We start from the raw sequence: 24,725 nt of genomic DNA on the forward strand, positions 1-24,725 counted from the left end.
GATCCCTGCATTCTTTATCGATCGGCCAGTCTTTGCCTGGGTGCTCTCCATTGCCATCATGCTAGCAGGCGCAATTTCGCTAACCATGCTGCCCATCTCCCAATACCCGGATGTGGCACCTCCGCAGATCACCATCTCCGCCACTTACCCCGGTGCATCGCCTGAAGACACCTATGAGGGCGTGACGCGTCTGATGGAGGAAGAGCTTAATGGTATCCCGGGGCTGCTCTACTACGAGTCCACGTCGAATGCCCAAGGCTCTATCAGCATTACCGTGACATTCGAACCAGGTACCGTCCCCGAAACGGCTGCCGTCGAAGTGCAGAACCGTGTTCGCCGCGTTGAGGCCAGACTGCCATCCTCCATCGTCCAGCAGGGTATCAGCGTCGATACTGCAGGCGGTGGCACGTTGTTGCTGGTGGCTCTGACATCAAAGAACGGTTCAATGGACGGCATCGCGCTGGGTGACTATATGAGCCGTAATGTTGCCAACGAGTTACGGCGCGTTCCCGGTGTGGGTAATGCCCAGCTGTTCGGCAGCGAGCGTGCCATGCGCGTCTGGCTTGATCCCGACAAACTGCTTGGTCTCAATCTCACGCCAGCCGACGTTACAAGTGCTATCCAGGCACAGAATGCTCAGGTTGCTGCCGGCCGTCTCGGGACAGCACCGTCGGCGCCGGACAGGCGTACCACGGGATCGTTGTTGATCAAGGGGCAGTTAACCTCGCCGGACGAATTCGGCCAGATCGTACTTCGCGCCGAAACAGACGGGTCGACAGTTAGACTGCGAGACGTAGCGCGGATCGAAGTCGGTGCCGACAGCTATGCCACCTCGGTCAGGATAAATGGCAAACCTGCTGCCGGTGCGTCGATCGAACTTGCACCGGGCGGGAATGCGCTGACCACCGCCACTGCCATCAAGGCGCGGCTGGCAGAGCTGGCACCATCGTTTCCCGAAGACATCGAATATTCGGTCCCCTACGACACCACGCCATTCGTCTATATCTCCATCGAACAGGTTTTGATGACGCTGGCCGAGGCGATGGTCCTTGTCTTTCTCGTCATGTTCCTATTTCTGCAGAATATTCGCTACACCATCATTCCGACAATCGTCGTGCCGATCGCGTTGCTAGGCGCTTGCGGTGTGATGTTCGTGCTCGGTTTCTCGATCAATGTTCTGACGATGTTTGGCATGGTTCTGGCCATCGGTATTCTCGTGGACGACGCGATCGTTGTTGTTGAAAACGTCGAGCGTATTATGATGGAAGAGGGGCTTTCGCCGAAAGACGCGACCAAGAAGGCAATGATGCAGATAACCGGCGCGGTGATCGGCATTACTCTGGTGCTGACTGCGGTTTTCGTTCCGATGGCATTCTTCCCGGGTGCAGTCGGCGTTATCTATAAGCAATTTTCACTGACAATGGTGGCGTCGATCCTGTTTTCTGCTTTCCTCGCCTTGACGCTAACCCCTGCTCTTTGCGCGACGTTTCTTAAACCTGTCGAAAAGGGGCATGCTCACAACAAGAAAGGTTTCTTCGGTTGGTTCAACCGTGGCTTTGACCGTGGTTCCCATACATATAGCGGTTGGGTAGCGCGCCTGATCAAGCGTTCAGGACGCGTCATGCTGATCTACCTCGTCGTAGCAGCAGCGACGGCCTGGATGTTCCTGCAATTGCCGTCTTCCTTCCTTCCTGATGAAGATCAGGGCACGTTGCTCGCCCAGGTCCAGGGTCCGGCCGATGCTACGGCGGAACGGACGCTCGATTCTATCAAGCTTATGGAGAAGGTCGTCACGTCCGAACGATCGGTTGATCGCATTGTGGCGATCAGTGGCTTTAGCTTCTCCGGGTCGGGCGAGAACGCCGGACTTTCGTTCATCACCCTGAAGGATTGGAGCGAACGGACCGCTGAGCAGTCGGCCAAGGCTTTGTCGAACAAGTTCAATGCCGGCTTCCAGGCCATCAAGGACTCGACGGCTTACGCCCTGTCGCCGCCCGCGATTTCTGGCCTCGGCACCTCCAATGGATTTGCGTTCCGGCTTCAGGATCGCGGCAAACAAGGTACAGACGCTTTAAATTCGGCGCGTGATCAGTTCATGGCAGAGGCCGGCAAAAGCCCAATTCTTGCGCGGGTCATGGTCGAGGGTCTTGCCGATGCACCGCAAACCGTGCTGACCATCGATCGCGAGAAGGCCAACACCTATGGCGTCACCTTCGCCGACATCAACCAGACCATCAGCACCAGCCTCGGCTCTGCATACGTCAATGACTTCCCCAATGCTGGGCGCATGCAGCGGGTCACCGTGCAGGCCGACGCGAACAAGCGCGGCACGATCTTCGACGTCATGAAACTGACGGTGAGAAACTCCGAAGGCGGCATGGTGCCGATCTCGGCCTTCGCCAGATATGAGTTCACCAAGGGTTCGGCGCAGATCGTCGGTTATAATGGTTTCCCGGCGGTCCGGTTCAGCGGTCAGGCGGCTCCGGGTTATTCCTCGGGCGATGCCATCACTGAGGTCGAACGGATTGCTGGCGCACTGCCATCCGGTTTTGGATACGAATGGAGCGGGCAGTCGCTACAGGAAATCCAGTCCGGCTCGCAGGTGCCGATGCTTTTGGGCCTGTCTGTCATACTGGTGTTTCTCTGCCTCGCGGCTCTCTATGAAAGCTGGGCGATACCGCTTTCGGTGTTGTTGGTCATTCCACTTGGCGTGATTGGTGCGGTCGGTGCAGTAATGCTGCGTGACATGCCAAACGATGTGTATTTCAAGGTTGGCTTGATCACCATCATGGGACTGTCAGCGAAGAATGCCATTCTGATCATTGAATTCGCCAAGGACCTCAGGGCGGAAGGCAAGTCGACGTTCGATGCAGCTGTGGAGGCTGCGCACCTTCGTTTCCGACCAATCCTGATGACGTCACTCGCCTTCGCTCTGGGTGTGGTACCTCTGGCGATCGCTACGGGCGCAGGATCCGGTAGCCAGACGGCGATTGGAACTGGCGTACTTGGCGGCATGATTTCCGCTACGGTCCTCGCGATCTTCTTTGTTCCTGTGTTCTTTGCCTTCGTGATGAAGTTCAGCAAGAATCCGGCCGAGCGAAGAGCGGATCATACAACGCAAGTCGCTCCGGCTGAGTGAGTGCAGGACACGAGGGAGGAATTTTCGGCTACGGCCGGATGCCGTTCATGAAAAATCGAACACGGTCTTCTATGACGCCACCCTCCAGTTCCCGCCTGACTTGGTCTGGAGTCGAAAAAAGCGCCGTTCGTAGAAGTGGCAGCACTATCAGAACCAAAAAATTGCTCCCATCCCGTTGCGCATCTCCTTGCTCGCTTGAATAATACTCCGACGAAGAGATCAGCACCCGCGCGATATACCCTATATAGCGAGGGGCCGCATGCTCTCTGTAGAGGCGCGCAAGATTGGGAAAACGGACTGCTTCAGCTGTGATCGCCCGGTCTAGTTCAATTGCCTGCGGCTGGAGGATGTGCTCGAGCAGAAGATAAGCCAGCTTCAACAGTTTGTCTTCGAGTTTCAAGCCCTGCAGGTCGAGGCTATCTATCTCCAGGAGGTTGTTGTCAATACGTCTCTTGACTACCGCGTCAAAGACGGCCTCCTTGTCTGCGAAGCGTGCGTATAATGTGCGCTTGGCTACACGCGCTGTCGTAGCGATTTGATCGATCGATGTCCGCTCAAAACCCTGCGCCAAAAACAGAGATTCAGCTACGTCGAGGATTTTGCCCGACAATTGCGCGGTTGCCTCTTGAGTTGGACGTCCACCGGAGCCTGACTTAGTCGATTGTCTCATACCCAGATTGATATTCTAATGGGTCATGCGTGCCAACCCGTAACGATCCAATGCCCTCACAGAAGTTGTGTCGCGTGCGCGGATCGCGACCAGCGGCGGCCCAATGCTGATTAGGTGCAGCCCCTGCGCCACCATTTCGTTCAAAGCGATGTGAAAAAGTACGAGTGGGGTCCGGTCTGTTCCGGGGTTATGAAGGATGCTACGAGGCGATCCGACCCCGCGCACAACCGGATACCCGCCTTGTGGACATGCAGACGAGCATGAACAATGGCTTCACGGGAGCTTGGATGATGCGCTGGCGTTCCAGGAGCGGATATTTTCGCCCGCGTGGTCACGATGAAGCGGACAATTGAGCTATGGCGAAAAAGAAGGCTATAGCCGACTTACGGGGCTTCGGCCCCGCGTTTGGGCTGCACGAGTTGCTTTGTTTCGTCGTACCTTCCTTTTTCCATCTAGCTTCTCGCCTCTTCTGGCCGGCGGAGAATGTGTCCAAGTCCGGAGAAGCGAACACGTCTTGCCAACACTCTCGCTCGCACCGGCGCTTGATCGTTTCTCCTCGTTCATTCCAATCCTGCGCAGTCGCAGCTTCGAAAGGGACGCATTCGAGGACGCAGCCATCGATTTTGTAGATCAATCGCAGAAAGCCAAGGCCCTCACCCTTGATTTCCGTGGAAATGGCGGCGGGACCACGCCCCTCCGACTTCTGGCCAAGTTAATGGACCGGCCGTATCGAACATGGGCTGCTACGACATGCGAGGCCGCAAGTCAGACGGCTCCTAAGCGTGCAAATGGGGTCGTCAATTGGCCTTTGGCCCGTCATTCCGGCTAAGCGTTGTTCCCGATCCCGCTTCGAAGCGGTTCACCACTAGCGCGCCAAACCGTGAAGGGATCCAGGGCTGGAGAGGATTGCGTTGGAAAACGGGACTGTGACTGACACCTGCTGACTACGGCCGCTGATTGAGTTACGCGCAGGTTTCCCGTTACGGCTCACATTCTGCCTTTGAATGCTCTGAACATATCCGAAGCCAGATACGATTATCGTCGCCTAGCGATGAAACAGGTACCGTGAAGAAATGTCAGGTTTTCGATCCCCACCAATTTTTGGAATGAACCCGCTGCGAGCCAATCGTCTATAAGGGGTTGAATATCGATGATCGGTAGATTGCTCACTAACCGAATCTCGTCGATGCAGTCAGCGACAGTTACGATTGCTGCGAATTGGTGATTCCGAGCTGCCAGCTCAAACTCATCAGGCGTTGTTGCACTAAACGTCGCAACACCCTCTGCCTCGCAGACGCTTTCAAACAGTTTGATTGCCCGCGGTTCTGGCATGTAGAGACAGACACTTTTCAACGCCCACAATCCAACAAGATTCAACATCGACCACTCTCCGGTTTTCTACGAAGTTTAGTTCAGAGACGTGTGTCTTTGCGTTTCGAATGATTATGTTTTGTTGCAAACGGGGGTGCGGATAAAAAGTTGGACTGCTTTATGGGCTAAGACCAAGGCTTCTTCGATACTCGATCGGGCTGAGTGATCCCAGCGCTATCTTGATACGCTTCTCATTGTACAAGCGGATATAGGCATCCACTTCTTTAACGAACTGGTCGATCGTGATGGCCTTCCAGTCGCGTGGATAGAAGAGTTCCGTTCCAGCCCGGGGGCGGCTTGCTAAGGGAATGAGGTTAACGAGGCCTTAATACGCTGATTGAGTTGATGCGACTACGCCGAAGAGGTGGTTTTGCCGGACGAGGCGACATCGCGAGTTCTAACGACTCCTGATTAAGCTCCTCTGGACAATTGGCTCACTGGAAACTCGACAAGCAACTCATAGGCTGTGCTGCGGCCTCCAGCATCTCCCTTTTTCAGGATGCCTTTCTCCAAAAGGTCTGAGATGTCGCGGAACGCCGTATCTTGAGATGCGTTCGTCAGCTTCGCCCACTTCGTCGATGTGAGCTTGCCTTCGAAGTTGCCCTCTAGCAACCTGTTGAGGACCTTGGCTTGTCGCGGGTTAAGATCATGCGCAGCGTGCTTTTGCCAAAAATCATTTTTCAGCATGACGTTGTCGAGAGTTGCCAGGGCGCCTTCAACAGCGTTGCCCAAACGATCCAAGAACCACTCAACCCAGCTTGTTATGTCGAGAGATTCATTGCTGGTGATTAATTGCAGGGCTTCGTAATAGCCAGTGCGAGACCTCTCGATAGCGGCGGACATAGAGTAAAGTCTCTGTGCCTCACCACCACTCCGTGCAAGAGTCATGTCGGCGATTGCGCGGGTGATGCGACCGTTGCCATCCCCGAAAGGATGGATGGCTGCAAACCAAAGGTGGGCGATAGCGGCTTTGACAAGGGGATCGAGATCATGCGTTTCGTTGAACCATTCAAGGAAGATTGACTTCTCACGCTCTAAGCAATCTGCCGGCGGCGCGACAAAGTAGACTTTCTCGTATCCGAATGCGCCTGACACGATTTCCATACGACCGCCTGAGTTATCACGCCAATCTCCGACACGCAGCTTGTGACCCCATTCGTTTCGCCCGATCGGAAACAGTGCTGCATGCCATTGAAATAGCCGCTCTGCCGTTAGTGGGTGTGAGCAATTGATCGTGGCATCGAAAGTGATATGGACAATGCCCTCAACAGAGCGGTTCGGCGTCACGAAGCCATGGATGTCGATACCAAGCCGTCGGGCTAACGATGATCGAACCTGCTGTTCATCCAGGCGCTCCCCTTCGATCGCCGACGATTTGACGACGTCGTCCGTCAGCGCCTGCAGGAACGTTGCCTCGCGTATGCGAAACCCGAGACTCTCGACGCGACCAATGCGGCGCCCCTGATCGAGGCGTGCGGCTGCTATGCCAAGTATTCAAACTTCCATCGGAACTTCGGCCATTGAGGAGACTGCCAGATATACACCATAGTTCAGAGTACGCTCCAGATTGGAGAGTAGCAAGTTAAGCTCCGCAACTATGCGGATTTTATGGCGCTTAATCTCCGCACGGCGCTTCAATCAGTGATGCTAGGTGGCGCGATGGGATAAATAGACTGGTCGATCTTATTTCAAATCGCGACAAGAAATTGCTTTGGTAAAACAATCTCCAAACTGAGGAAGATTGATTAGCAGGGTCGCTGGCTCATATCCTTTCAAGGAGGTGCGTCAAACGATCTAGTCGTAGGCGTTCTATTCCATTACGCCCGCATCGGGGCGTTGTAGCCTTATGCAAGATAATGTCTGTCGTCTGACCTTAGACATTGTTGGTTTGCGAAGCTGGAGAAAGCTACTTTAACGCCAGTTCCGTGGGTCTTGGCAGTCGTGCTCCAAACGTTACACGCGGTAATCCCCTGATTCAGTTCGGCCGGGTTCGTAGAAGCTCGCAGATGCAGGCGTCTGCTTGGATATCTTCGCACAAGCAATAGTTCCGTCTGGAAGGACATGTTCGAAAGAAGACGCAGGCAAGGTGTAATATTCCAAAATTCGTATTTGAGATATTAATTTTGACCTTGTGAAATCTCAAATCCTCAGTATCGTCATGCCATGTTAGATCAGTCCTCACCCCTCTCCCATCTGTCCCTGCAGCCTGAAGGCAAGAACGCCTTCGCGTTCAAGCGTCTGAAGCGTGCCTTGATCACCTGCGAACTCGCTCCCGCAGATGCAGTGTCTGAGGGTGAAATTTCGGAACGTTTTGGTCTGGGCAGAGCCGCCGTCCGCAATGCGCTTGCCAGGCTGGAAGTGGAAGGGTTTATCTCTCCCATCCCAAGAAATGGCTGGCAGGTCGCACCAATCACAGGCGCGGCGATCGGTGACATTTTAGAGGCCCGCAACCTTGTCCAGCCTCAGTTGGCAACGGGTGTTTTCACACCGGAAGAGTTGGCAAATTTGCGAGGCGTCGCTTCGCAACTTGATGCCTTGATCGACCGAGCAGAAACCGAGGCCGTTCTAGCATCGAGAGCGCTTGATCGCTCCTTCCTCACTCTTCTGGCAAAACCGCGCGGCGAAATAGTCGTCCAATGGCTTAATAGCGCTCTGGATCACTCAGCACGGCTGCTGTCCTATTTTGAAGGGAGCCATCCCAACTACATTCCTTCTTCCCACACAGCCCTGGTCGATCTTCTCGAGAATGGAGATGGGGCTGCCGCAAAGGGCCTGCTCTTGGACGATTTGCGGCGGTTCCGCGAATATATCGTCGATCGCATGCTGCGATCGAAAACGTTCACGTCAGCGTTTCCTCAGGTCGCTGCGGCCACTCGAATGAGCGAACAGCCCTCCATCAATCCCAGCACTGCGTCAAAAATCCTGGTAGGCCCGTCGAATTCCAAAAAAAAGGGAAATGAGCAATGACAACTTCACTTGGCAGGAAAATGCTTGTTTCGGTCTTCGGGATCTTTCTCTTGACCGCTCCCATGGTTGGTCCGGTCTGGGCGAAAGATGCGCTGACAATTGATCTCGTCAACGAGCCATCCTCCTTGGACCCCCATGTGCAATGGAACCCGGACAGCTATTACGTCTATAGAAATATTTTTGACAATCTGGTCACACGTGACGACAAGGGCACCATCATCCCGCAGGTTGCGACGGAGTGGAAGTATCTTTCCGATACTGAAATCGAATTCAAGATACGCAGCGACATCACGTTTCACGATGGCTCAAAACTGACGGCCGACGATGTCGCCTTCAGCGTCAAGCGCATTACCGACCCAAAATTCGGCAGTCCTCAACTTGGCCAATTCAACAAGATTCTGAATGCGAAGGCGAACGGTCAAGACACCGTTATCTTGACAACGGACGGGCCGTACCCAGCTTTGTTGGCGCAGCTCGTCAAACTGTCTATTGTGCCTAAGGCCATTGTCGAGCGGGGAGGCAAGGATGCGTTCAATCTCCAGCCAATCGGCAGTGGACCTTACAAGTTCGAGGCCTGGCAGCGGGGTGTCTCCGTCACCCTTGCGCGCAACGAGTCGTATTGGGGCGAAAAAGGGAAGTTTGAAAAGGCAACATTCAGAGCCGTGCCGGATGCCTCCACCCGGCTTGCCAATCTTCAGGCTGGAACGTCGGACCTCGGCGTTACTCTCGACGGGGATCTGGCAGCGCAGCTGGAAGGCTCCGCTTCCGCCAAAACATTGTCGGCGCTTACGGAACGTGTCGCCTATCTGCGCCTGAATACGCAAAAACCTCCTTTTAACAATGCAAAGCTGCGTCAGGCCGTCGCTCATGCAATCGACAAGGAGGGGCTGATCGAGGGCATTCTCGGTGGTCACGACAAGGCAGTCGACGAACTTGCAACGCCGGTTCACTTCGGCTGGGTCGATGGCATCAAAGGACCGGCATTCGATCCTGATCAGGCAAAAAAAATCGTCTCTGATGCCGGAGAATCTGCGAAGGCGAAGATCAATTTCGCAACGGCACCGGTCTTCGATCAGCGTGTGGTGCAGGCCATACAGCAGATGCTAACCGATGTCGGCTTCAACGTCGAAATCGAAATGACGGATATGGCGACCTATCTGAAGCGCTCTCAGGGTGGTCCCGAAACCGCATCCTTGCTGGGCTATGGCCGCTGGTCATGCGCGTGCCAGGATGTCGATGGTGTTCTCTTCCCACTTCTGGATTCCAAAAACATCTGGTCGACCTATCGAAATCCCGAGGTCGACAAGCAACTGGCGGATGCCCGCTCTACGCTGGATGAGGGCAAGCGTCTGGAAAACTACAAGAAGGTCCATGAAACGGTGGCAAGCGATATCCCTGTGATCCCGCTTTACCAGGTGGCCGCAATCTATGGCGCGTCCAAGCACCTCGCTTGGACGCCGACTCCAAATGAAAGCCTGTTTTTGAACCGCATGACATGGAGTGATTGAGGCATCGTACCGAACGCTTGCCAGAGCGTATCTGGCGCCAGCTCAAAGAAGCAGAAAGCTTCGAGTATAAAGGGAACGAACATGAAAAACGTGAGGAACGGGTTGCTTGCCCTCGCCGCAGGTTGGTTGCTCTCGACGGCCACCCCGCAATTTGCGGTGGCAAAGGATATGTTTACGGTCAACTTGGTGAACGAGCCGTCGTCACTGGATCCCCATTTGCAATGGAACCCAGACAGCTACTTCGTCTATCGAAACATCTTCGACAACATCGTCACACGCGACGATGACGGCAAGATCGTTCCGCAACTGGCCACCGAGTGGACGTATCTTTCCGATACGAGGATCGAATTCACCATTCGCGACGATGTGACCTTTCACAACGGTCAGAAGCTGACCCCGGAAGATGTGGCCTTCAGCGTGAAGCGGATCATCGATCCTGCTTTCGCAAGCCCACAGCTGAGCCAGTTCAACAAGATCGTGAATGCAGAGGTGACGGGCCGCTCAAAGGTCACGCTAACGACAGACGGTGCCTATCCGGCCCTGCTCGCGCAGTTGGTGAAGCTTTCGGTTCTGCCGAAGGAGACCGTCGAAAAAGTCGGCAAGGACGCTTTCAATCTCAACCCGGTTGGCAGCGGACCATATAAATTCAAGCGCTGGGATCGCGGGGTTGCAGTCGTTGTCGAGGCCAATGCAGACTACTGGGGCGACAAGGGACCGTTCAAGGAAGTGACATTCCGTGCTGTCCCTGATGCGGCGACGCGCCTTGCAAATATTCAGGCCGGTGCTGCCGATCTCGTCGTCACGCTCGATTCTGATCTGGCCGCCCAGCTTGAAGGCTCGACCAGCGGTAAGGCGCTGTCTGTTCTCACCGAACGGGTCGCCTATTTTGCCTTCAATGCCCAGAAGGCCCCGATGGACAATGCCAACCTTCGCAAGGCGGTTGCCTATGCGATCGACAAGGAGGGTATCACTCAGGGCATTCTCGGCGGATATGACAAGCCCGTCGATCAGTTCATGAGCCCTGCGCATTTTGGCTGGGTCGAAGGTGTGACCTCCACGCCATACGAGCCGGAAAAGGCCAAGGAGCTCATCGCTGCCGCCGGTTCCGCAGCAACCCAGCCGATCCCGCTTTTGACATCTCCCGTCTATGACCAGCGTGTCGTGCAGGCATTGCAGCAGATGCTGACAGATGTGGGGCTGAATGCGCAGATCCAGATGACGGACATGGCAACCTGGTTGAAGCAGATGCAGGGCGGGCCTGCGACCGTCCCACCAACGGCGTTCAGCCGGTGGTCCTGCGCCTGTCAGGATGCCGATGGTATTCTCTTCCCAACCCTCAATTCAACCAGTGGCTGGGCCACCGCAGGCGACAAGTCGATTGACGACGCGCTGGTGGCAGCGCGGCAAACGCTCGATGAGGCCAAGCGGCTGGAGCTTTATAAAACCGTGCAGCAGATTAACTCGGAAAAGAATTATGTGATTCCGCTTTATCAGGCCGCGATCATCTACGGTGCTTCGAACAAGCTCCAATGGAAGCCGACGCCGAATGAAAGCATGTTCCTCAACCGCATGACGTGGACTGACTGATGTTGGCAGCATCATGAAACATTTCCTCATCAAACGGCTGGGCGAAGCTTTGGTCGTGGTTTTCGGTGTCACGACACTCATCTTCTTTCTTCAGCGTCTGACAGGCGACCCGACCTTCCTGCTGGTACCCGAAACGGCATCGCTTCAGGATATTGAAGCGATGCGGCGTTCCCTCGGCTTCGACCGGCCGCTTCTCGTTCAGTATGCTTCCTTTCTTCTCGATCTGATGCGGTTCGATTTCGGGCGGTCGATCATTCAGAACGTCCCGGTTGTCGATATCATCACGTCGAGACTGCCTTACACATTGATGCTCGCCGGTGGCGCACTCTTCGTGGCCTGCGGCATCGGTATTCCGGTCGGAATCTTTCTGGCGCTGTTTCACCGCAATCCGGTCAGCGTGTTTCTGGCTGGCTTTGTGCTGGCCGCCCAAAGCCTTCCGACATTCTGGAGCGGTATTCTGCTTATCATGTTTTTTGCCGTAAAATTGGGATGGCTGCCGCCGTCATCGGCAGGTGGTTTCGAACACCTGATTTTGCCCTCCATTGCCCTGGGGCTGATTAGCATGGCGACGTTTGCTCGTGTCACGCGCACGGCCCTGATCGATGAGCTTTCCAAGGACTATGTCAGGACAGCACGCGCCCGCGGCGTGCCAATGGGGCGTCTGGTGGTCAAACACCTTTTGAGAAACGCATCCATACCCGTCATCACCGTCGCCGCACTCGAAATCTCCAATCTTCTTGCAGGTGCCGTGATCGTGGAAACGGTGTTTGCATGGCCGGGCCTCGGACAGCTGACGGTGCAGTCGATCATCTCCCGAGATTTTCTGGTCGTGCAGGGCGTCGTCATCATGGGGGCTTTCGTGACCATCGCGCTGAACATCCTTGCAGACGTTCTCTATAGCGTTGTCGATCCGCGCATCAGACTGGAAATCAAGCGATGAGCGGCGCAGTATCGGCGGCATTTCCGCGCACAAACCCCAGGCGTCTGCGTCGCAATCTCAAGGCGCTGCCATTCATCATCATCATGGCGCTGTTCGTGCTGGCTGCCATCTTCGCACCCCTCATTGCGCCCTATGATCCCAACACGCAAAATCTTCTGGGGCGACTGAAAGTCCCGGGCACAACCGCACGCAACGTATTTTACGCACTGGGCAGCGACGAGCTTGGCCGTGATCTTTTGAGCCGCCTGATATATGGCGCACGCGTGTCGCTCTTCGTTGCGTTCTCTTCTGTCATTCTCTCCGGTATCGTTGGCACTGCACTTGGAATGATCGCTGGTTACGCCCGTGGCGTGGTCGAGACGGTCATCATGCGCCTTACCGACATCTTCCTTTCTATCCCAGCCATCCTGCTGGCCATCATCACCGTCGCGATCCTCGGTCCCGGCCTCGTCAATGTCGTGATCGTTCTCGCGCTGACCCGGTGGCCCCGCTATGCACGCGTTGCCTACGGCCAGACGTTGTCCGTCGCCAATATGCCTTATGTTCGGCTATCGCGCTTCATGGGTGCCGGTACGCTGCACGTTCTTCTGCGCCATGTCCTGCCAAACATCATGGGCGCGCTGATCGTTGTCGCAACGCTGGAGTTTGGCCTCATGGTGCTGTTCGAGGCGGGGCTTTCTTTCCTTGGGCTGGGCGTCCAGCCACCCACCGCCAGCTGGGGCGCGATGCTGAGCGTGGGGCGCAATTATGTGGCCACCGCCTGGTGGATCGCGACCTTCCCCGGCATCTGTCTGTTTCTTCTCGTCCTTTCCGTCAACATGCTCGGGGACCAGCTTCGTGATCGCTTCGACCCCAAAATGAGGTAGTTCTTATGAGTAACGATTTTTCCGGTAAACGGATCGTTGTAACAGGTGCGTGCGGCGTTATCGGTCAATGGATTGTCGAGGCGCTCCATTCAGCAGGTGCGCATCTCTGTATCACCGATGCCCGAACGGCGGAACTCGATGCGCTTGCGGCGCGGCTGAGCCTTTCGGAACAATCTTTCGTTCACACCTGCGATCTCACTGATGCGAAGTCCATTCAGGGGCTTGTGGACGCTGTCGGAAACAAGTGGGGCGCCCCGGATGTCGTCGTGAACAATGCCGGCATCTACCCAAGCGGCTTCCTTCTGGATATCGATGTCGCCGAGTGGGACCAGATCTTCGACATCAATCTGCGCGCTCCCTTTGCGATTACGCGAGGCATGGCTCTTTTGATGATCAGGGAGAAGGTGCGTGGCAATATCGTCAACATCTCCTCTGGTGCAGCCCGCAAGATGCGTCGCACCGTCGTACCGTATTGCGTATCGAAGACAGCGCTCGATCGCTTGACCAAAGGGTTCTCTCTCGAGCTTGCGGAATATGGCATCCGCGTGAATGCGCTTGAGCCCGGCTTTGCAGCGGGAAGTGTCGTCAGCCAGCTCACCGATGACCACATCAATACGGTTACGAACACCATCCCGCTGGGCAGGGCATCGTCCGCAAAGGATGTCACCGACGCCCTGTTTTACCTCGCAGGCGACAACGCAGGTTACGTGACCGGCGCGACGCTCACCGTCGATGGAGGCAATTCCGCAGGGGTTATGACGGTCTTTCAGGACAAGAGGAGCGCTCTTTGACACCGCGTTTGAAGACTTCAGGCCCATGGCCCGACTATCAATGGCCTGACGGCAAGAAAAGTGCCTTCTCATTTTCGGTCGATGTCGATGCCGATTCACCGTGGCTCTGGCAGAACCGGGACGATGCGTCTTCGCGATTTCTGGGTCAGCTAGAGCAAAGACGATACGGTCCGCGTGTCGGTATCTGGCGTATTCTCGACCTTTTGGATCGATATGGCATCAAAGGCAGTTTTTTCGTGCCGGGTTCTGTCGCAGAGTTCTATCCAGAGCTATTGCCAGTCATGGTCGAACGCGGCCATGAGATCGGCCTGCATGGTTACTTCCATGAAATCGTCGCGCAGACGAGCGATGACGAATTCTCCGAGGCGCTTGAACGGTCACTTGAGATTTTCCGTAGCCAAACGGGGATAAAACCGGCTGGCTTTCGCTCACCCGCGTGGGAAGTGACGCCACATATGCTGGCGGAGATCAAGCGCCACGGGCTGTATGATACGTCCCTGTCGGGTTTTGATCACCCTTACGTCATAGAAGATGTCGTCGAGATTCCGGTGCAATGGGCAATCGATGACGCCATCTATTTCAAATTTCTGGGCGGCGGAGCCGACCACTGGCCACCGGCATCGCCCCAAGCCGTTTTCGAAATATGGCGTGACGAGTGGCAAAACCTGCACCATTACGGTGGCATGCTGATGCTGACCATCCATGACTGGATTTCCGGAAGGGCGCATCGCATCCATCTCCTTGAGCAACTGCTCGACCTCGTCACGCAGGAAAAAGACGTGTGGGTCGCCACCGTCGGAGACATTGCCAGACATCATCTGAACTCGCCCAATCACGACAGATTTCGTGTCGATGCCGAAATACCGGCGGGTTTCAACACCCGCACGAACATGGAATAGCCTTATGCAGACCTGGACAATACAGAAGCCTTCCGTCGAAAGCCGCACCGGCATCGTTTCGGCCCAGAACCGCTTCGCGGCGGAAGCCGGGGCGAATGTTCTGGCAAAAGGCGGAAACGCCATGGATGCTGCAGTCGTTACTGGCCTTGTCCTGAGCATCGTGGAGCCTTGGCTTTCGGGCATCGGCGGTGGCGGATTTCTGCTCCATGCGGACGTAAAAACGGGCGACGTCCATGGTCTAGATTTCGGCGTGAAATCATCGCGCAGACTGAACCCGGAGAGCTATCCGATCACTGGCGACCAAGGCGGTGACTGGTTCAATTGGCCGGGTGTGAAAGACGACCGCAACCTCATCGGTTACTCATCCATCTGCGTCCCGGGAACCATTGCAGGCTTTTCCGAAGCACTCCGGCGCTTTGGGACATTGAGCTGGGCCGAGGCACTCGCGCCTGCCATAGAGCACGCCGAGCGCGGTCTGCTGATGGACTGGTATTCCTGTTTCTGTATCGCGACCGAGTGGGCAACGTTGTCGACGTTCCCGACGACCTCTGATCTCTTCATGGAGAATGGAAAACCGCCCCGCACTTCGGACCGTGCCGCAGACGTCTATCGTCCCATGAACACAAAAGCGAAGGTTCTGAGGCGGCTGGCAGAAGTGGGTGCGCGTGACTTTTATGAAGGCGATATCGCCAAAAGTCTGGTGCGTGACCTGAACGCGGGTGGCTCGCCCATCGATCTGGAAGATCTCGCCTCCTATCAGCCGCGCTGGGTCGAACCCAGGACGATGGATTACCGTGGGGTCGAAATCAATGTGATGCCGGGATTAAGCGGCGGGCCGAGCTTTATCGACGCGATGGAGTTGCTTGCGAATTCTCTTTCGGCTCAGGCAACGCCGGATGCGACCTCAGCCGTTGCCTATGCCACCGCGGCACGCACGTCCTATCGGAAACGGCTGACCACGATGGGACAGGCGGCGACACCAGATAGTGATTGCACCAGCCATATCAGCGTGGTCGATGCCCATGGCAACATGGTCTCACTGACAAACACGCTCCTGTCCCGGTTCGGATCGAAGGTCGCCTTGCCGGAAACCGGCTTTTTGATGAACAACGGCATGATGTGGTTCGATCCGCGTCCAGGTTACCCGAACTCCATCGCTGCGGGGGTGAAGCCGCTTGCCAATATGTGTCCTCTCTTGCTGCGCAAGGAGGGGAAGCCGTTCATGGCCATCGGTGCGGCCGGTGGGCGCCAGATTTTCCCAGCACTGACGCAGCTTGTGTCCTTTGTTGTCGATTTCGGGTTGACGCTTGAGGACGCATTTCATCGCCCCCGCATCGACAGCAGTACGCCGACGATCAAGATCGACCAGCGCGATGCGGACGACATCGCCGCTGCCGTATCTGAACACTATCCAGTGGAGATTGTCGACAACGCGCTCTACCCGGTCAATTTTGCGATCCCGTCGGCCGTGATGATAAGAAGCGACGGCATGCGTGTCGGCCAGGCGCACCCCTACAGCCCCTGGGCCCATGTGGCGGCTGAGGGCAATACCGGCAAAGAGGCAACGTGATGGTTGGGCAATCGGCGCCATTGTTACATGTGGAAGGGCTGCGCGTCAGCATCGATGGCGCAACGATCGTCGATGGGATCGACCTTTCGATCAAGCAGGGCGAAATACTGGCCATCGTTGGTGAAAGTGGTTGCGGCAAGAGCATGACAGCGCTGTCCATCCTGGGTCTGTTGCCTGATGCGGCAAAAATGCAGGGCGATTTGCGTATCGCCGATAGGGATGTGGGCAATCTTCGTCCGAAAGAGCGACGGGCATTTCGCAGCGCAAATATGTCCGTCATCTTTCAGGAGCCGATTGCCGCGCTCAATCCTCTGATGCCTGTCGGTGACCAGATTGCCGAAGCGCTCATTCTCAATCGCGGAACGGGCAAGGCCGAGGCCAAAGAGACGGCCATCGAGATCATGCGCCGCGTCGGCATTTCTGACCCGGAACGTCGCTACAGCCAGTACGCCTTCGAGCTCTCCGGCGGCATGTGTCAGCGTGTTTCGATTGCGGCAGCGCTGATCTCCAAGCCGAAACTTCTGATTGCCGACGAGCCGACGACGGCGCTCGATGTCACCATCCAAGCGTCCATCCTCGACCTCATGAAGAGCCTCCGACAGGAGACCGGCATGTCCATCTTGCTGATTACCCACGACATGGGCGTCGTCGCCGAGATGGCTGACCGCGTGGCCGTTATGTATGCGGGCAGAATTGTGGAGACAGGTTTGGTGGACGACGTGTTTGCCGCGCCAGCGCATCCCTACACAAAACTTCTGCTGACGACGATCCCCAAGCTTTCGGGAGAACGCAAAACAGAACTCAATACCATAAAAGGCACTGTTCCCGATGTCGGCAGCTGGCCTGCTGGCTGTCGTTTCCGCAATCGCTGCCCATTGAGCGATGCGGCATGCGAAACACAGCCAGCCACCGAACCTGCGCCGAATAGCAACTCCGTCGGCGAAGACGCTCACCTGCGTGAATGTTGGCACGCTGAAAGAACGGTGGAACTGGCATGACGTCACCCATTCTCTCCGTAAAAGACCTCAAGATACATTTCAATGTCAGCCAACCGGCTGCATCCGGCGGACGCGCTGTCCTCAAGGCCGTGGATGGCATCTCGATGGACATCGAGCGAGGCAAAACGCTTGCGCTTGTAGGCGAAAGCGGTTGTGGAAAGTCCACGACCGGCTACGGAATTCTGGGTCTTGCACCCGTCACCAGTGGCGAAATTCACTTTGATGGCAAGCCTCTGAACTCCATGCAGGCCAAAGCGCGCCACGAGCTCATTTCAAACGAGATGCAAATCGTTTTTCAAGATCCGAGTGCCGCGCTCAATCCAAGAATGTCGATTGCCGACAGCATCGGCGAGCCGCTGAAAATCCGTGGCTGGTCGCGCCCGGATCGCACCAAGCGCGTAGCCGAACTCATGGAGATGGTCGGTCTTTCAGCCATGCAGGCCAACCGTTTCCCCAACGAAATATCGGGTGGCCAAAGGCAACGGGTGGTTATTGCGCGGGCACTTGCTCTATCGCCCAAGCTAATCGTTTGTGACGAGCCCGTATCGGCTCTGGACGTCTCGATACGGTCGCAGGTCCTGAACATCCTGATGAAACTGCAACGAGAGCTGAACTTGAGCTATCTGTTCATTTCCCATGACTTGTCGGTCGTTCGGCATATCGCCGACGAGGTGGTCGTCATGTATCTCGGCACCATTGTCGAACGCGGCAGGACGGATGATGTGTATGGTGCACCACGCCATCCCTACACCGAAGCGTTGCTATCGGCCATTCCGCTGGCAGATCCGGTGGCGCAAAGAGCGCGCAGGAAGATCGTCCTGTCTGGTGAAATTCCAAGCCCGCTCGCCGCGCCATCTGGTTGCCCCTTTGTCACGCGCTGTCCGATCAAAGTGGAACGATGTTATACAGATCGGCCCCGACTTGAGCCGACGACCAGCGGAACAGATGTCGCTTGCCACGAGCGACGCGGATAGCTTGAAGGAACGGAGTGCATGTCAATCATCGATCACATTACGGGGCTTCTTCCCGACCTTATCGCCATCCGTCACGATCTCCACGCGAACCCGGAGATCGGTTTTGAAGAAGAGCGAACGTCAGATGTCGTGGCGACACACTTGCAGGCCATGGGCGTGGAAGTGCATCGGGGTATCGGCAAGACCGGCGTGGTGGGGTTGCTGAAAAATGGTGAAGGCCCGACGATTGCCTTGCGATCGGACATGGATGCTTTGCCGATGCAGGAATTGACCGATCTTCCCTATCGGTCGCGCCACGACAATCGCTTTCATGGTTGCGGGCACGATGGACACATGACGATGCTCCTCGGAGCTGCCCGCTACCTTTCAGAAACCCGGAATTTCTCAGGGACCGTAATGTTTGTGTTCCAACCCGCTGAAGAAGGACTGGGCGGCTCGCGGGCGATGATAGCCGACGGTCTGTTCGAACGTTTCCCATGTGATGAAATCTATGCGCTTCACAACGCACCTCATCATCCCAAGGGAACGGTTGCAATCTCAAGGGGCCCCGCGATGGCAGGGGCCGACTTCTTCGATATCCGCATCAAGGGCAAGGGAGGTCACGCAGCTTTGCCCGATACGACGATTGACCCTGTTATTGTCATGAACACGCTGATCCAGTCGCTTCAGACGATCGTCTCGCGAAACGTCTCGCCTATTTCTTCTGCGGTCATTTCCGTCACCAAAATATCGGCCGGATCTGCTTACAACGTCATTCCAGATGTGGTGGAATTAGGTGGTACGATCAGGGCGCTAGACGAGGATACTCGCTTGCTGGCTCGCGAGAGGATGCTTCAAACTGCGCGAGGCTGCGAGGAACTTTACGGCATAGAGATTGAGGTCGATATCCGAGATGTTTTTTCGGTGCTGCACAATCATCCTGTTCAAACACAGGCGCTCATTGATATAGCAGGTTCGCTGCTGGGAAGCGGTAATGTGAACGCGGAATGCCCACCCTTCATGGCGAGTGAAGACTTTGCCGACATGTTGAAAATCGTTCCGGGCGCTTATTATTTCATTGGCCAGGAAAATGGCGCTCCGCTGCACAATCCAGCTTACAAATTTGACGATGACATAATTCCAGTCGGCGCGGCCCTTCTTGCTTCGATCGCGCAGACCAGAATTTTATGCGCTGGTGACAACTAGTATTAAGTGCATGTTCGTATAACGCGAGGGTGCCGTGGGTTGATGTTCTTTCAAGGTGTCTAAAAAATCCTTTTTTCACAATGAGTTACAAAGGTCCTACATCCGGTGCACTTGTGTCGCTTCGAAATGCGGCTCGAGGCAAACCTGATTTCAGCGACTATGAGAGCGAGTGAAGCGGATGTGCTGTAAATGTGGCCCGGAAATAGCAAGAGCCTTTGGTCGTCAATCTTACCCTTCCGTGTGAAGCAGGCACTCGCACAAAGGCGGGCATGTTCTCATAATCTATGAACAGGATTATGCGATTGCAAAGCAGATGCTTTCAGCAGCGGTAAAAGCTGTGTTCCCTGGCGCTTGAGTTCCTGGAGATAGGGCGTGTCCGAAAGAATGAAATGCGTGATGCCGAGATCGCGGTATTTGCTCAGGGATTGCGCCAAATCCTCTGCCGAGCCGACTAGCCATGTTGTGCCCGCGCCGCCGCCGCCGAATTTTCCGGGTGCAGTGTAGAGGTTGTCATCGAGCACGTCGCCTTTTGCCTGCAGTTCAAGCAGCCGCCTTTGCCCCACAGCCACCTCACGCTTGTGGTCGTGCCAGTTATCGCCGCCATTCTTGGCCATAGCAGCCACCTTTGCCTCGGCATCTCGCCAAGCCTCCTCCGTAGTGTCCCGCACCAGCGTGGTAATGCGAAGACCAAATTCCAGCGGTGGTAGATCGCGGTCGAGCGTCTTGCTCAAAGCTTTTAGACGTTCGATGCGCTCCTCCACATCCTCCAGCGGTTCGCCCCAGAACAGCTGCACATCCGCTTCCGTTGCAGAAACCTGTTCCGCTGCTTGCGATGCCCCACCGAAATACAGCTTTGGATGCGGCCGGTCCACCGTTGCCTTGATCCCCGGCTGCACGGTCGAGTTTTTCACCTTGAAATGCTTGCCCTCAAAGGTCACGGCGTCTTCAGTCCACAGCCGTCGCACGAGCCGCATGAATTCCTTGGTTCGAGCGTAGCGATGGGTGCTGTCACCTTCTTGATCTCCATAGGCTGCTAGATCGTCCTTGCCGGACACGATGTTGACGCGGATGCGCTGACTACTCAGGTGATCGAGCGTGGCAGTGGCCGAGGCAAAGTTGGCAGGCTTCCAGTAGCCGGGACGTACGGCGATCAGCGGCTCGAACGTCTTCGTACGGGCGGTAATGGATGCCGCGACGGTGAAGGTATCCGGCCGGCCCCAGCCCGTGCCGATCAGTGCGCCGGTCCAGCCATTGTCCTCCAGCGCGGAGGCATTCGCGGTCAAGGCATCAAGACTGTTGTGCCCTTCGGCGGCGGTGTCGCCGCGATGGCCTGCCTTTACGTCGTTCGGGATATACCAGAGAAATTCGCTCTTGCTGTTCATTCTGATGCCTGCATCAAAGTAATGGGAAGGATGGATTTGAGTTTACGTCGTGCGGCGTGGGCGCCAGCGAAGAAGATGGCTTTCCAGCATTGAGGCGAGGCGATTGAGGGCAAAGCCGACAAGGCCGAGGATGATGACACCGACCATGACCATCGCCATGTCGAAGCGTTCTCGTCCAGCAATCACCAAGCCGCCGATGCCCGGGCCTACAGCGAGGAAGTACTCAGCGCCGACAGTCGCCAGCCATGAATAGATGAGGCCAAGGTGAATGCCGGTGGCAATCGTTGGCATCGCAGAGGGCAGATAGATGCGCAGAAAGCGCTGGCGCGCGTTGAACTGCAGGGCGCGCCCGACCTCAAGCAGTTCCTTCGGTGCGTCCCGGATGCCGTCATATGTATTGAGAACCACAGGTATAAACGAGGCAAGTGCCACGAAGACGATCTTGGCCTGCTCGCCGAAGCCGAACCAGACGGAGATCAGCGGGATCCAGGCCAGCAGCGAGATTTGCTTGAAGCCATTGAAAATCGGCATCACGAGCATACCCGCCAGCGAAGACAGTGCAAGCAGGGTCGCAAAGGCGATCCCAACGATAGCCCCTAGCAGAAAGCCGCCCAGATTGCGGGCGAGGCTCGAGAGCAGATCGAAAACCAGGTCATTGCCGAGCAATTCACGTTTTGCGGTCGCGGCTACGCTTTCCAGCGGAGGCAGGAACCTTGGATCGATTAGCCCGGTTCGGCTGGAGACTTCCCAGAGAACGAGCAGAAGCAATGGGAGGGTAAGACCACGGCGGATCCGAACTGCGGTAGAGGTTTGAGTCCTCATGGTCACATCTCGTTCCGTTTCCATCGCTGGATCAGCTGTTCCGTGCGATTGAGCCCACTGTCCATGATGAAGCCGACAAGGCCGATGGCCAGCATGGCGATGATGACGGTATCCAGCCAGAACATCTGCCGGCCCCAAACCAGCAGATAGCCAAGCCCTTCGGACGAGGCGAGCAGTTCAACGCCCACCAGGGACGTCCATGCATGCGTCAGCCCATAGCGGATACCCGTAAAAACAAAGGGGATGGAGGCGGGGAGGATGACTAGCCGCAATGTCTGCCAGCGGCTGAAGCGCAAAGCCCGCGCCACCTCGTGGTAGCGAGGAGAGACATTGCGGATGCCAGCAAAGCTGTTGAGCGCCATAGGCACCAGAGCACCCTTGGTGATGATAATGATTTTCAAGGTTTCGCCGATGCCGACCAACAGCATCAGCAGCGGTATCCAGCCGAGTGTTGGAATCTGGGCCAAGGCGAGGAAAAGCGGTTTGACATAGTCTTCCACGGTCTCTGATAGACCCATTGCGACGCCAAGCGCGAGTCCGAGCGTAGCGCCCAGCATAAAGCCGATCAGAACGCGGCGTAGACTGACCGTGGTGTGATACAGAAGTTCGCCGCTGGCAACCATTTCTCGTAGCGTCTGCCAGACGTAGAGAGGATGCGGCAGGATCTGTTCCGCCAGCCAACCTTTCTCGGAAGCTATCCACCACAGCAGCAGAAGCGCAATCGGTAGCAAAAGCGACAAAGCACCGACAGCGGCGCGGTTGCGCCACTGCCCACTGACAATGATGACCGTATCCGTTTTAGATTCCGTCAGAGCGGCCATGGACTTCAATTTCCTTGATGTTCGTCGCAATAACGTATTACGAGGCAGTCGGCTTGCCGTTGGAACCATACGGCTGCCAGAAACTCTTTAGTTTCAGCCGCTCCAGGGCACTGTCTAGGTACTTCGGCTCGAACCAGCCGTTCAGGTCTACATCACGACGAATAAGGCCGAATTCCTTGCTTTTCACCGCCTGCTCCTTGTACTGCGACACGAGCAGGTCATCGATCAGCGGCGAGTTGCGATAGGCGAGGGTGTCCTCGCTGAAATATTCTTCCAGGATCGGGATTGGCGTGCCAGACTTGCCCCAGAGTTCGAACTGCGCGGCGCGGTTTGCTTCATCCGAAGACCATTGTGCGGCCTTGACGAAGGCGTCCACCACGCGCTGGGTTACTTCTGGATGCGCATCAATGAAAGCTTCCCGAGCAATGATGCCGGCATTGCGCCCGAAACGGGGATCGTCGCCCTTTGTGGTGTAGATCACATCGGCTGATCCCTTGGCGGCAAGATTGATCAGCTGTGTATCGCCGAAGGCGGCATCGATATCCTTGCTTGTGAGTGCTGCGACCGTTGCTGCGCTGTCCAGGTTCACCACTTGCACATCGCGTTCCTTCAGGCCATGCGCTTCCAAGATCTTGATTGTCGCCAAGTGACCATTGGTGCCGCGCTGCAAGGCAATCTTGCGGCCCTTCAGATCCTCGATCTTTTTAATACCAGACTCCTTTGCGACGGCCAGATAGAGCGGCTTACGAGCGCCACTTGCGAGCAAGAATTTCGTCTTCAACCCTGTGGCACGACCGATGAGCGCGGGCAGATCACCCTGATAGGCGAAATCCAGCTGGTCATTGGCAAAGCCCTCGTTGACTGCAGGTCCGGCGCCCTTGAAGAAGGTCCATTCGATTTTAATATTTCCGTCATTGGCGAATTCCTTTTTCAAGAATTCACCGGCGCGCGCGGTAGCGGCAGAGGTACCTTCTGCAAAGGGGCGGTTGTCGACGCCGATAGCTGCATACCCAACGTGGATGACAAGCGGCTCCGCGGCGAATGTCGGCTGCATCGACAAGGTGATGCCGAATACGGCCCCTGCCGCCGCAAGCAAAACGGACGAGAGTTTCATGGCAATGCTCCAATGGTTCATAAAAATTAGCCGACGCTAGCGATGGCTAGGTTGGGTTTGGCATGGGCGGAGCGCTGTTCGCTGGCTACCGGTATGAGTTCGCGAAGAGGAGTTATTCCGTTCAGGCTTTGCAGGACATGGGCGCGGACTTCCGAAAAGGCAGCGGAGGTCCGGTCACGTGGGCGTGGTAAGTTCACCGGTACGATTTCGCGAATGCGACCCGGGCGTGGGGACATGACGACCACGCGGTCGCCGAGAAAGACCGCCTCATCCACATCGTGCGTCACCAGGATCATGGTGATTTTTTCCTGTGACCAGATTGATTGCAACTCAGTCTGAAGATGCGCCTTCGTGATTGCGTCAAGAGCACCGAAAGGTTCATCCAGGAAGAGAACGTCTGGCCGGTTGACGAGCCCGCGGGCAATGCCGGCACGCTGCGCCATGCCGCCGGAAAGCTGATGCGGATAGGCCTTCGCAAAGCCCGTCAGGCCTACGAGTTCCAGATGATCGTCTACCAGACGCTTCTTCTCGGCCTTGCTGACGTCAGCATTTTCCAGCCCGAGAGCAATGTTGCGTTCAACTGTCAGCCACGGAAAAAGTCGAGGCTCCTGAAAAACAATACCACGGTCGAGACTTGGTCCTTTGACGACATCTCCCCGGTGACGGATTTCACCCTGGTGACCGGTATCTAGCCCGGCACCCAACCGCAAAAGGGTAGACTTGCCGCAGCCGCTGGCACCGACGATTGTGACGAACTCTCCCTCAGCCACCGAAAGGCTGACCTCCTGCAACGCAGTGATCGTTTTCGAATCAACGGAAAATTGCCGTGTTGCGTTCTCGATAGTGAGATGCGCTGTATTGCTCATCGACCTAACCCTTTCGAATGGAAATGGAGGGCCAGCACACGCCGACCTTGCCGCAACGATCCTGCTGCCGTGGTCGGCATGAACGCTCAGGATGCGAATGCTGAAAGACTAACAGTGAGAAAATAAATCTATAGAAATTATATTCTATTTTCATTCTTGCATGTGAACAATGTCTCCCGCATGACGGCGCTAGTCGTTCGCCGTCCTAGGGCCTCTCCTGTGCGTGACCCTCTTCTCAAGGATGGACACCACCAT

The 24,725-nt window shown here is 56.0% G+C and carries 20 protein-coding genes and 1 pseudogene; 12 read left to right on the forward strand and 9 right to left on the reverse strand.

The annotated features are described in order from the left end of the window. The first annotated feature begins 1 nt into the window (after position 1). Entirely contained in the window at positions 2-3,139 is a 3,138-nt protein-coding gene (locus tag RRU01S_RS20695) for a multidrug efflux RND transporter permease subunit (protein ID WP_052816186.1), read from the forward strand. Between the two features lie 28 nt (positions 3,140-3,167). Here the strand turns inward: RRU01S_RS20695 and RRU01S_RS25085 are convergent, their stop codons facing one another. The 4 genes and pseudogenes from RRU01S_RS25085 to RRU01S_RS20710 all read right to left on the reverse strand — a co-directional run bounded on the left by RRU01S_RS25085 (position 3,168) and on the right by RRU01S_RS20710 (position 6,674). Then, the gene (locus RRU01S_RS25085) at positions 3,168-3,749 is read right to left on the reverse strand and encodes a TetR/AcrR family transcriptional regulator (protein ID WP_165572254.1); all 582 of its coding nucleotides are present in this window, start codon (positions 3,747-3,749) and stop codon (positions 3,168-3,170) included. A 1,095-nt stretch (positions 3,750-4,844) separates the two neighbouring features. Continuing rightward, positions 4,845-5,189, reverse strand: coding sequence for a hypothetical protein (locus RRU01S_RS20705; RefSeq protein ID WP_045232118.1), 345 nt, complete (start codon positions 5,187-5,189; stop codon positions 4,845-4,847). Positions 5,190-5,298: 109 nt separating this feature from the next. Further along, positions 5,299-5,469: pseudogene (locus tag RRU01S_RS25560) on the reverse strand (IS3 family transposase); the annotation flags it as partial. 122 nt (positions 5,470-5,591) lie between these two features. Then, positions 5,592-6,674, reverse strand: coding sequence for a Fic family protein (locus RRU01S_RS20710; RefSeq protein ID WP_327787146.1), 1,083 nt, complete (start codon positions 6,672-6,674; stop codon positions 5,592-5,594). A gap of 669 nt (positions 6,675-7,343) precedes the next feature. On the opposite strand from RRU01S_RS20710, the gene RRU01S_RS20715 reads away from it, so the two are divergent. The 11 genes from RRU01S_RS20715 to RRU01S_RS20765 all read left to right on the forward strand — a co-directional run bounded on the left by RRU01S_RS20715 (position 7,344) and on the right by RRU01S_RS20765 (position 19,465). Next, a complete protein-coding gene (locus RRU01S_RS20715) occupies positions 7,344-8,147 on the forward strand; it encodes a GntR family transcriptional regulator (protein WP_045232119.1) in 804 nt (267 codons plus the stop codon). Then, positions 8,144-9,655 (forward strand): ABC transporter substrate-binding protein, encoded by a 1,512-nt coding sequence (locus RRU01S_RS20720; RefSeq protein ID WP_052816175.1) that lies wholly within the window; start codon positions 8,144-8,146, stop codon positions 9,653-9,655. Before RRU01S_RS20715 ends, RRU01S_RS20720 begins: the two co-directional genes overlap by 4 nt. A gap of 81 nt (positions 9,656-9,736) precedes the next feature. Beyond that, positions 9,737-11,242: an ABC transporter substrate-binding protein gene (locus RRU01S_RS20725; RefSeq protein WP_045232121.1), complete on the forward strand. Its 1,506-nt coding sequence runs from the start codon at positions 9,737-9,739 to the stop codon at positions 11,240-11,242. 13 nt (positions 11,243-11,255) lie between these two features. Then, on the forward strand, positions 11,256-12,182 hold the full coding sequence (locus RRU01S_RS20730; protein WP_052816177.1) for an ABC transporter permease: 927 nt from the start codon (positions 11,256-11,258) through the stop codon (positions 12,180-12,182). Then, positions 12,179-13,048 carry an ABC transporter permease gene (locus RRU01S_RS20735; RefSeq protein ID WP_081880146.1) on the forward strand — a complete coding sequence of 290 codons (870 nt, stop codon included), beginning with the start codon at positions 12,179-12,181 and terminating at the stop codon, positions 13,046-13,048. The genes RRU01S_RS20730 and RRU01S_RS20735 overlap by 4 nt, the downstream gene beginning before the upstream one ends. 5 nt (positions 13,049-13,053) lie before the next feature. Further along, positions 13,054-13,839 (forward strand): SDR family NAD(P)-dependent oxidoreductase, encoded by a 786-nt coding sequence (locus RRU01S_RS20740; RefSeq protein WP_045232123.1) that lies wholly within the window; start codon positions 13,054-13,056, stop codon positions 13,837-13,839. Continuing rightward, positions 13,836-14,738 carry a polysaccharide deacetylase family protein gene (locus RRU01S_RS20745; protein ID WP_045232124.1) on the forward strand — a complete coding sequence of 301 codons (903 nt, stop codon included), beginning with the start codon at positions 13,836-13,838 and terminating at the stop codon, positions 14,736-14,738. The genes RRU01S_RS20740 and RRU01S_RS20745 overlap by 4 nt, the downstream gene beginning before the upstream one ends. A gap of 4 nt (positions 14,739-14,742) precedes the next feature. After that, on the forward strand, positions 14,743-16,308 hold the full coding sequence (locus RRU01S_RS20750) for a gamma-glutamyltransferase family protein (protein ID WP_045232125.1): 1,566 nt from the start codon (positions 14,743-14,745) through the stop codon (positions 16,306-16,308). After that, a complete protein-coding gene (locus RRU01S_RS20755; protein WP_045232186.1) occupies positions 16,308-17,306 on the forward strand; it encodes an ABC transporter ATP-binding protein in 999 nt (332 codons plus the stop codon). The genes RRU01S_RS20750 and RRU01S_RS20755 overlap by 1 nt, the downstream gene beginning before the upstream one ends. Next, the gene (locus RRU01S_RS20760) at positions 17,303-18,280 is read left to right on the forward strand and encodes an ABC transporter ATP-binding protein (RefSeq protein WP_045232126.1); all 978 of its coding nucleotides are present in this window, start codon (positions 17,303-17,305) and stop codon (positions 18,278-18,280) included. Before RRU01S_RS20755 ends, RRU01S_RS20760 begins: the two co-directional genes overlap by 4 nt. Before the next feature lie 18 nt (positions 18,281-18,298). Then, entirely contained in the window at positions 18,299-19,465 is a 1,167-nt protein-coding gene (locus tag RRU01S_RS20765) for a M20 aminoacylase family protein (protein ID WP_045232127.1), read from the forward strand. A 275-nt stretch (positions 19,466-19,740) separates the two neighbouring features. Here the strand turns inward: RRU01S_RS20765 and RRU01S_RS20770 are convergent, their stop codons facing one another. From RRU01S_RS20770 to RRU01S_RS20790, 5 genes are all read right to left on the reverse strand, one after another. Further along, positions 19,741-20,847 (reverse strand): LLM class flavin-dependent oxidoreductase, encoded by a 1,107-nt coding sequence (locus RRU01S_RS20770; protein WP_045232128.1) that lies wholly within the window; start codon positions 20,845-20,847, stop codon positions 19,741-19,743. A gap of 42 nt (positions 20,848-20,889) precedes the next feature. After that, positions 20,890-21,669 carry an ABC transporter permease gene (locus RRU01S_RS20775; RefSeq protein WP_045232187.1) on the reverse strand — a complete coding sequence of 260 codons (780 nt, stop codon included), beginning with the start codon at positions 21,667-21,669 and terminating at the stop codon, positions 20,890-20,892. 2 nt (positions 21,670-21,671) lie between these two features. Continuing rightward, on the reverse strand, positions 21,672-22,490 hold the full coding sequence (locus RRU01S_RS20780; protein WP_052816179.1) for an ABC transporter permease: 819 nt from the start codon (positions 22,488-22,490) through the stop codon (positions 21,672-21,674). Positions 22,491-22,527: 37 nt separating this feature from the next. Beyond that, positions 22,528-23,544, reverse strand: a complete 1,017-nt coding sequence (locus RRU01S_RS20785) for an ABC transporter substrate-binding protein (protein WP_412674302.1) — start codon at positions 23,542-23,544, stop codon at positions 22,528-22,530. An 86-nt stretch (positions 23,545-23,630) separates the two neighbouring features. After that, complete coding sequence (locus RRU01S_RS20790) at positions 23,631-24,470, reverse strand: ABC transporter ATP-binding protein (RefSeq protein WP_045232129.1); 840 nt, start codon at positions 24,468-24,470, stop codon at positions 23,631-23,633. Positions 24,471-24,725: the final 255 nt, after the last annotated feature.

Source organism: Agrobacterium rubi TR3 = NBRC 13261 (assembly GCF_000739935.1).
In the GTDB taxonomy this organism is placed as follows: Bacteria; Pseudomonadota; Alphaproteobacteria; order Rhizobiales; family Rhizobiaceae; genus Agrobacterium; species Agrobacterium rubi.

Bases quoted from the DNA above. Each gene is read 5' to 3' on its own strand.
- RRU01S_RS20705 (WP_045232118.1), bottom strand. From the start codon at position 5,189: ATGTTGAATCTTGTTGGATTGTGGGCGTTGAAAAGTGTCTGTCTCTAC.
- RRU01S_RS20715 (WP_045232119.1), top strand. From the start codon at position 7,344: ATGTTAGATCAGTCCTCACCCCTCTCCCATCTGTCCCTGCAGCCTGAA.
- RRU01S_RS20720 (WP_052816175.1), top strand. From the start codon at position 8,144: ATGACAACTTCACTTGGCAGGAAAATGCTTGTTTCGGTCTTCGGGATC.
- RRU01S_RS20725 (WP_045232121.1), top strand. From the start codon at position 9,737: ATGAAAAACGTGAGGAACGGGTTGCTTGCCCTCGCCGCAGGTTGGTTG.
- RRU01S_RS20730 (WP_052816177.1), top strand. From the start codon at position 11,256: ATGAAACATTTCCTCATCAAACGGCTGGGCGAAGCTTTGGTCGTGGTT.
- RRU01S_RS20735 (WP_081880146.1), top strand. From the start codon at position 12,179: ATGAGCGGCGCAGTATCGGCGGCATTTCCGCGCACAAACCCCAGGCGT.
- RRU01S_RS20740 (WP_045232123.1), top strand. From the start codon at position 13,054: ATGAGTAACGATTTTTCCGGTAAACGGATCGTTGTAACAGGTGCGTGC.
- RRU01S_RS20750 (WP_045232125.1), top strand. From the start codon at position 14,743: ATGCAGACCTGGACAATACAGAAGCCTTCCGTCGAAAGCCGCACCGGC.
- RRU01S_RS20755 (WP_045232186.1), top strand. From the start codon at position 16,308: ATGGTTGGGCAATCGGCGCCATTGTTACATGTGGAAGGGCTGCGCGTC.
- RRU01S_RS20760 (WP_045232126.1), top strand. From the start codon at position 17,303: ATGACGTCACCCATTCTCTCCGTAAAAGACCTCAAGATACATTTCAAT.
- RRU01S_RS20765 (WP_045232127.1), top strand. From the start codon at position 18,299: ATGTCAATCATCGATCACATTACGGGGCTTCTTCCCGACCTTATCGCC.
- RRU01S_RS20770 (WP_045232128.1), bottom strand. From the start codon at position 20,847: ATGAACAGCAAGAGCGAATTTCTCTGGTATATCCCGAACGACGTAAAG.
- RRU01S_RS20775 (WP_045232187.1), bottom strand. From the start codon at position 21,669: ATGAGGACTCAAACCTCTACCGCAGTTCGGATCCGCCGTGGTCTTACC.
- RRU01S_RS20780 (WP_052816179.1), bottom strand. From the start codon at position 22,490: ATGGCCGCTCTGACGGAATCTAAAACGGATACGGTCATCATTGTCAGT.
- RRU01S_RS20785 (WP_412674302.1), bottom strand. From the start codon at position 23,544: ATGCAGCCGACATTCGCCGCGGAGCCGCTTGTCATCCACGTTGGGTAT.
- RRU01S_RS20790 (WP_045232129.1), bottom strand. From the start codon at position 24,470: ATGAGCAATACAGCGCATCTCACTATCGAGAACGCAACACGGCAATTT.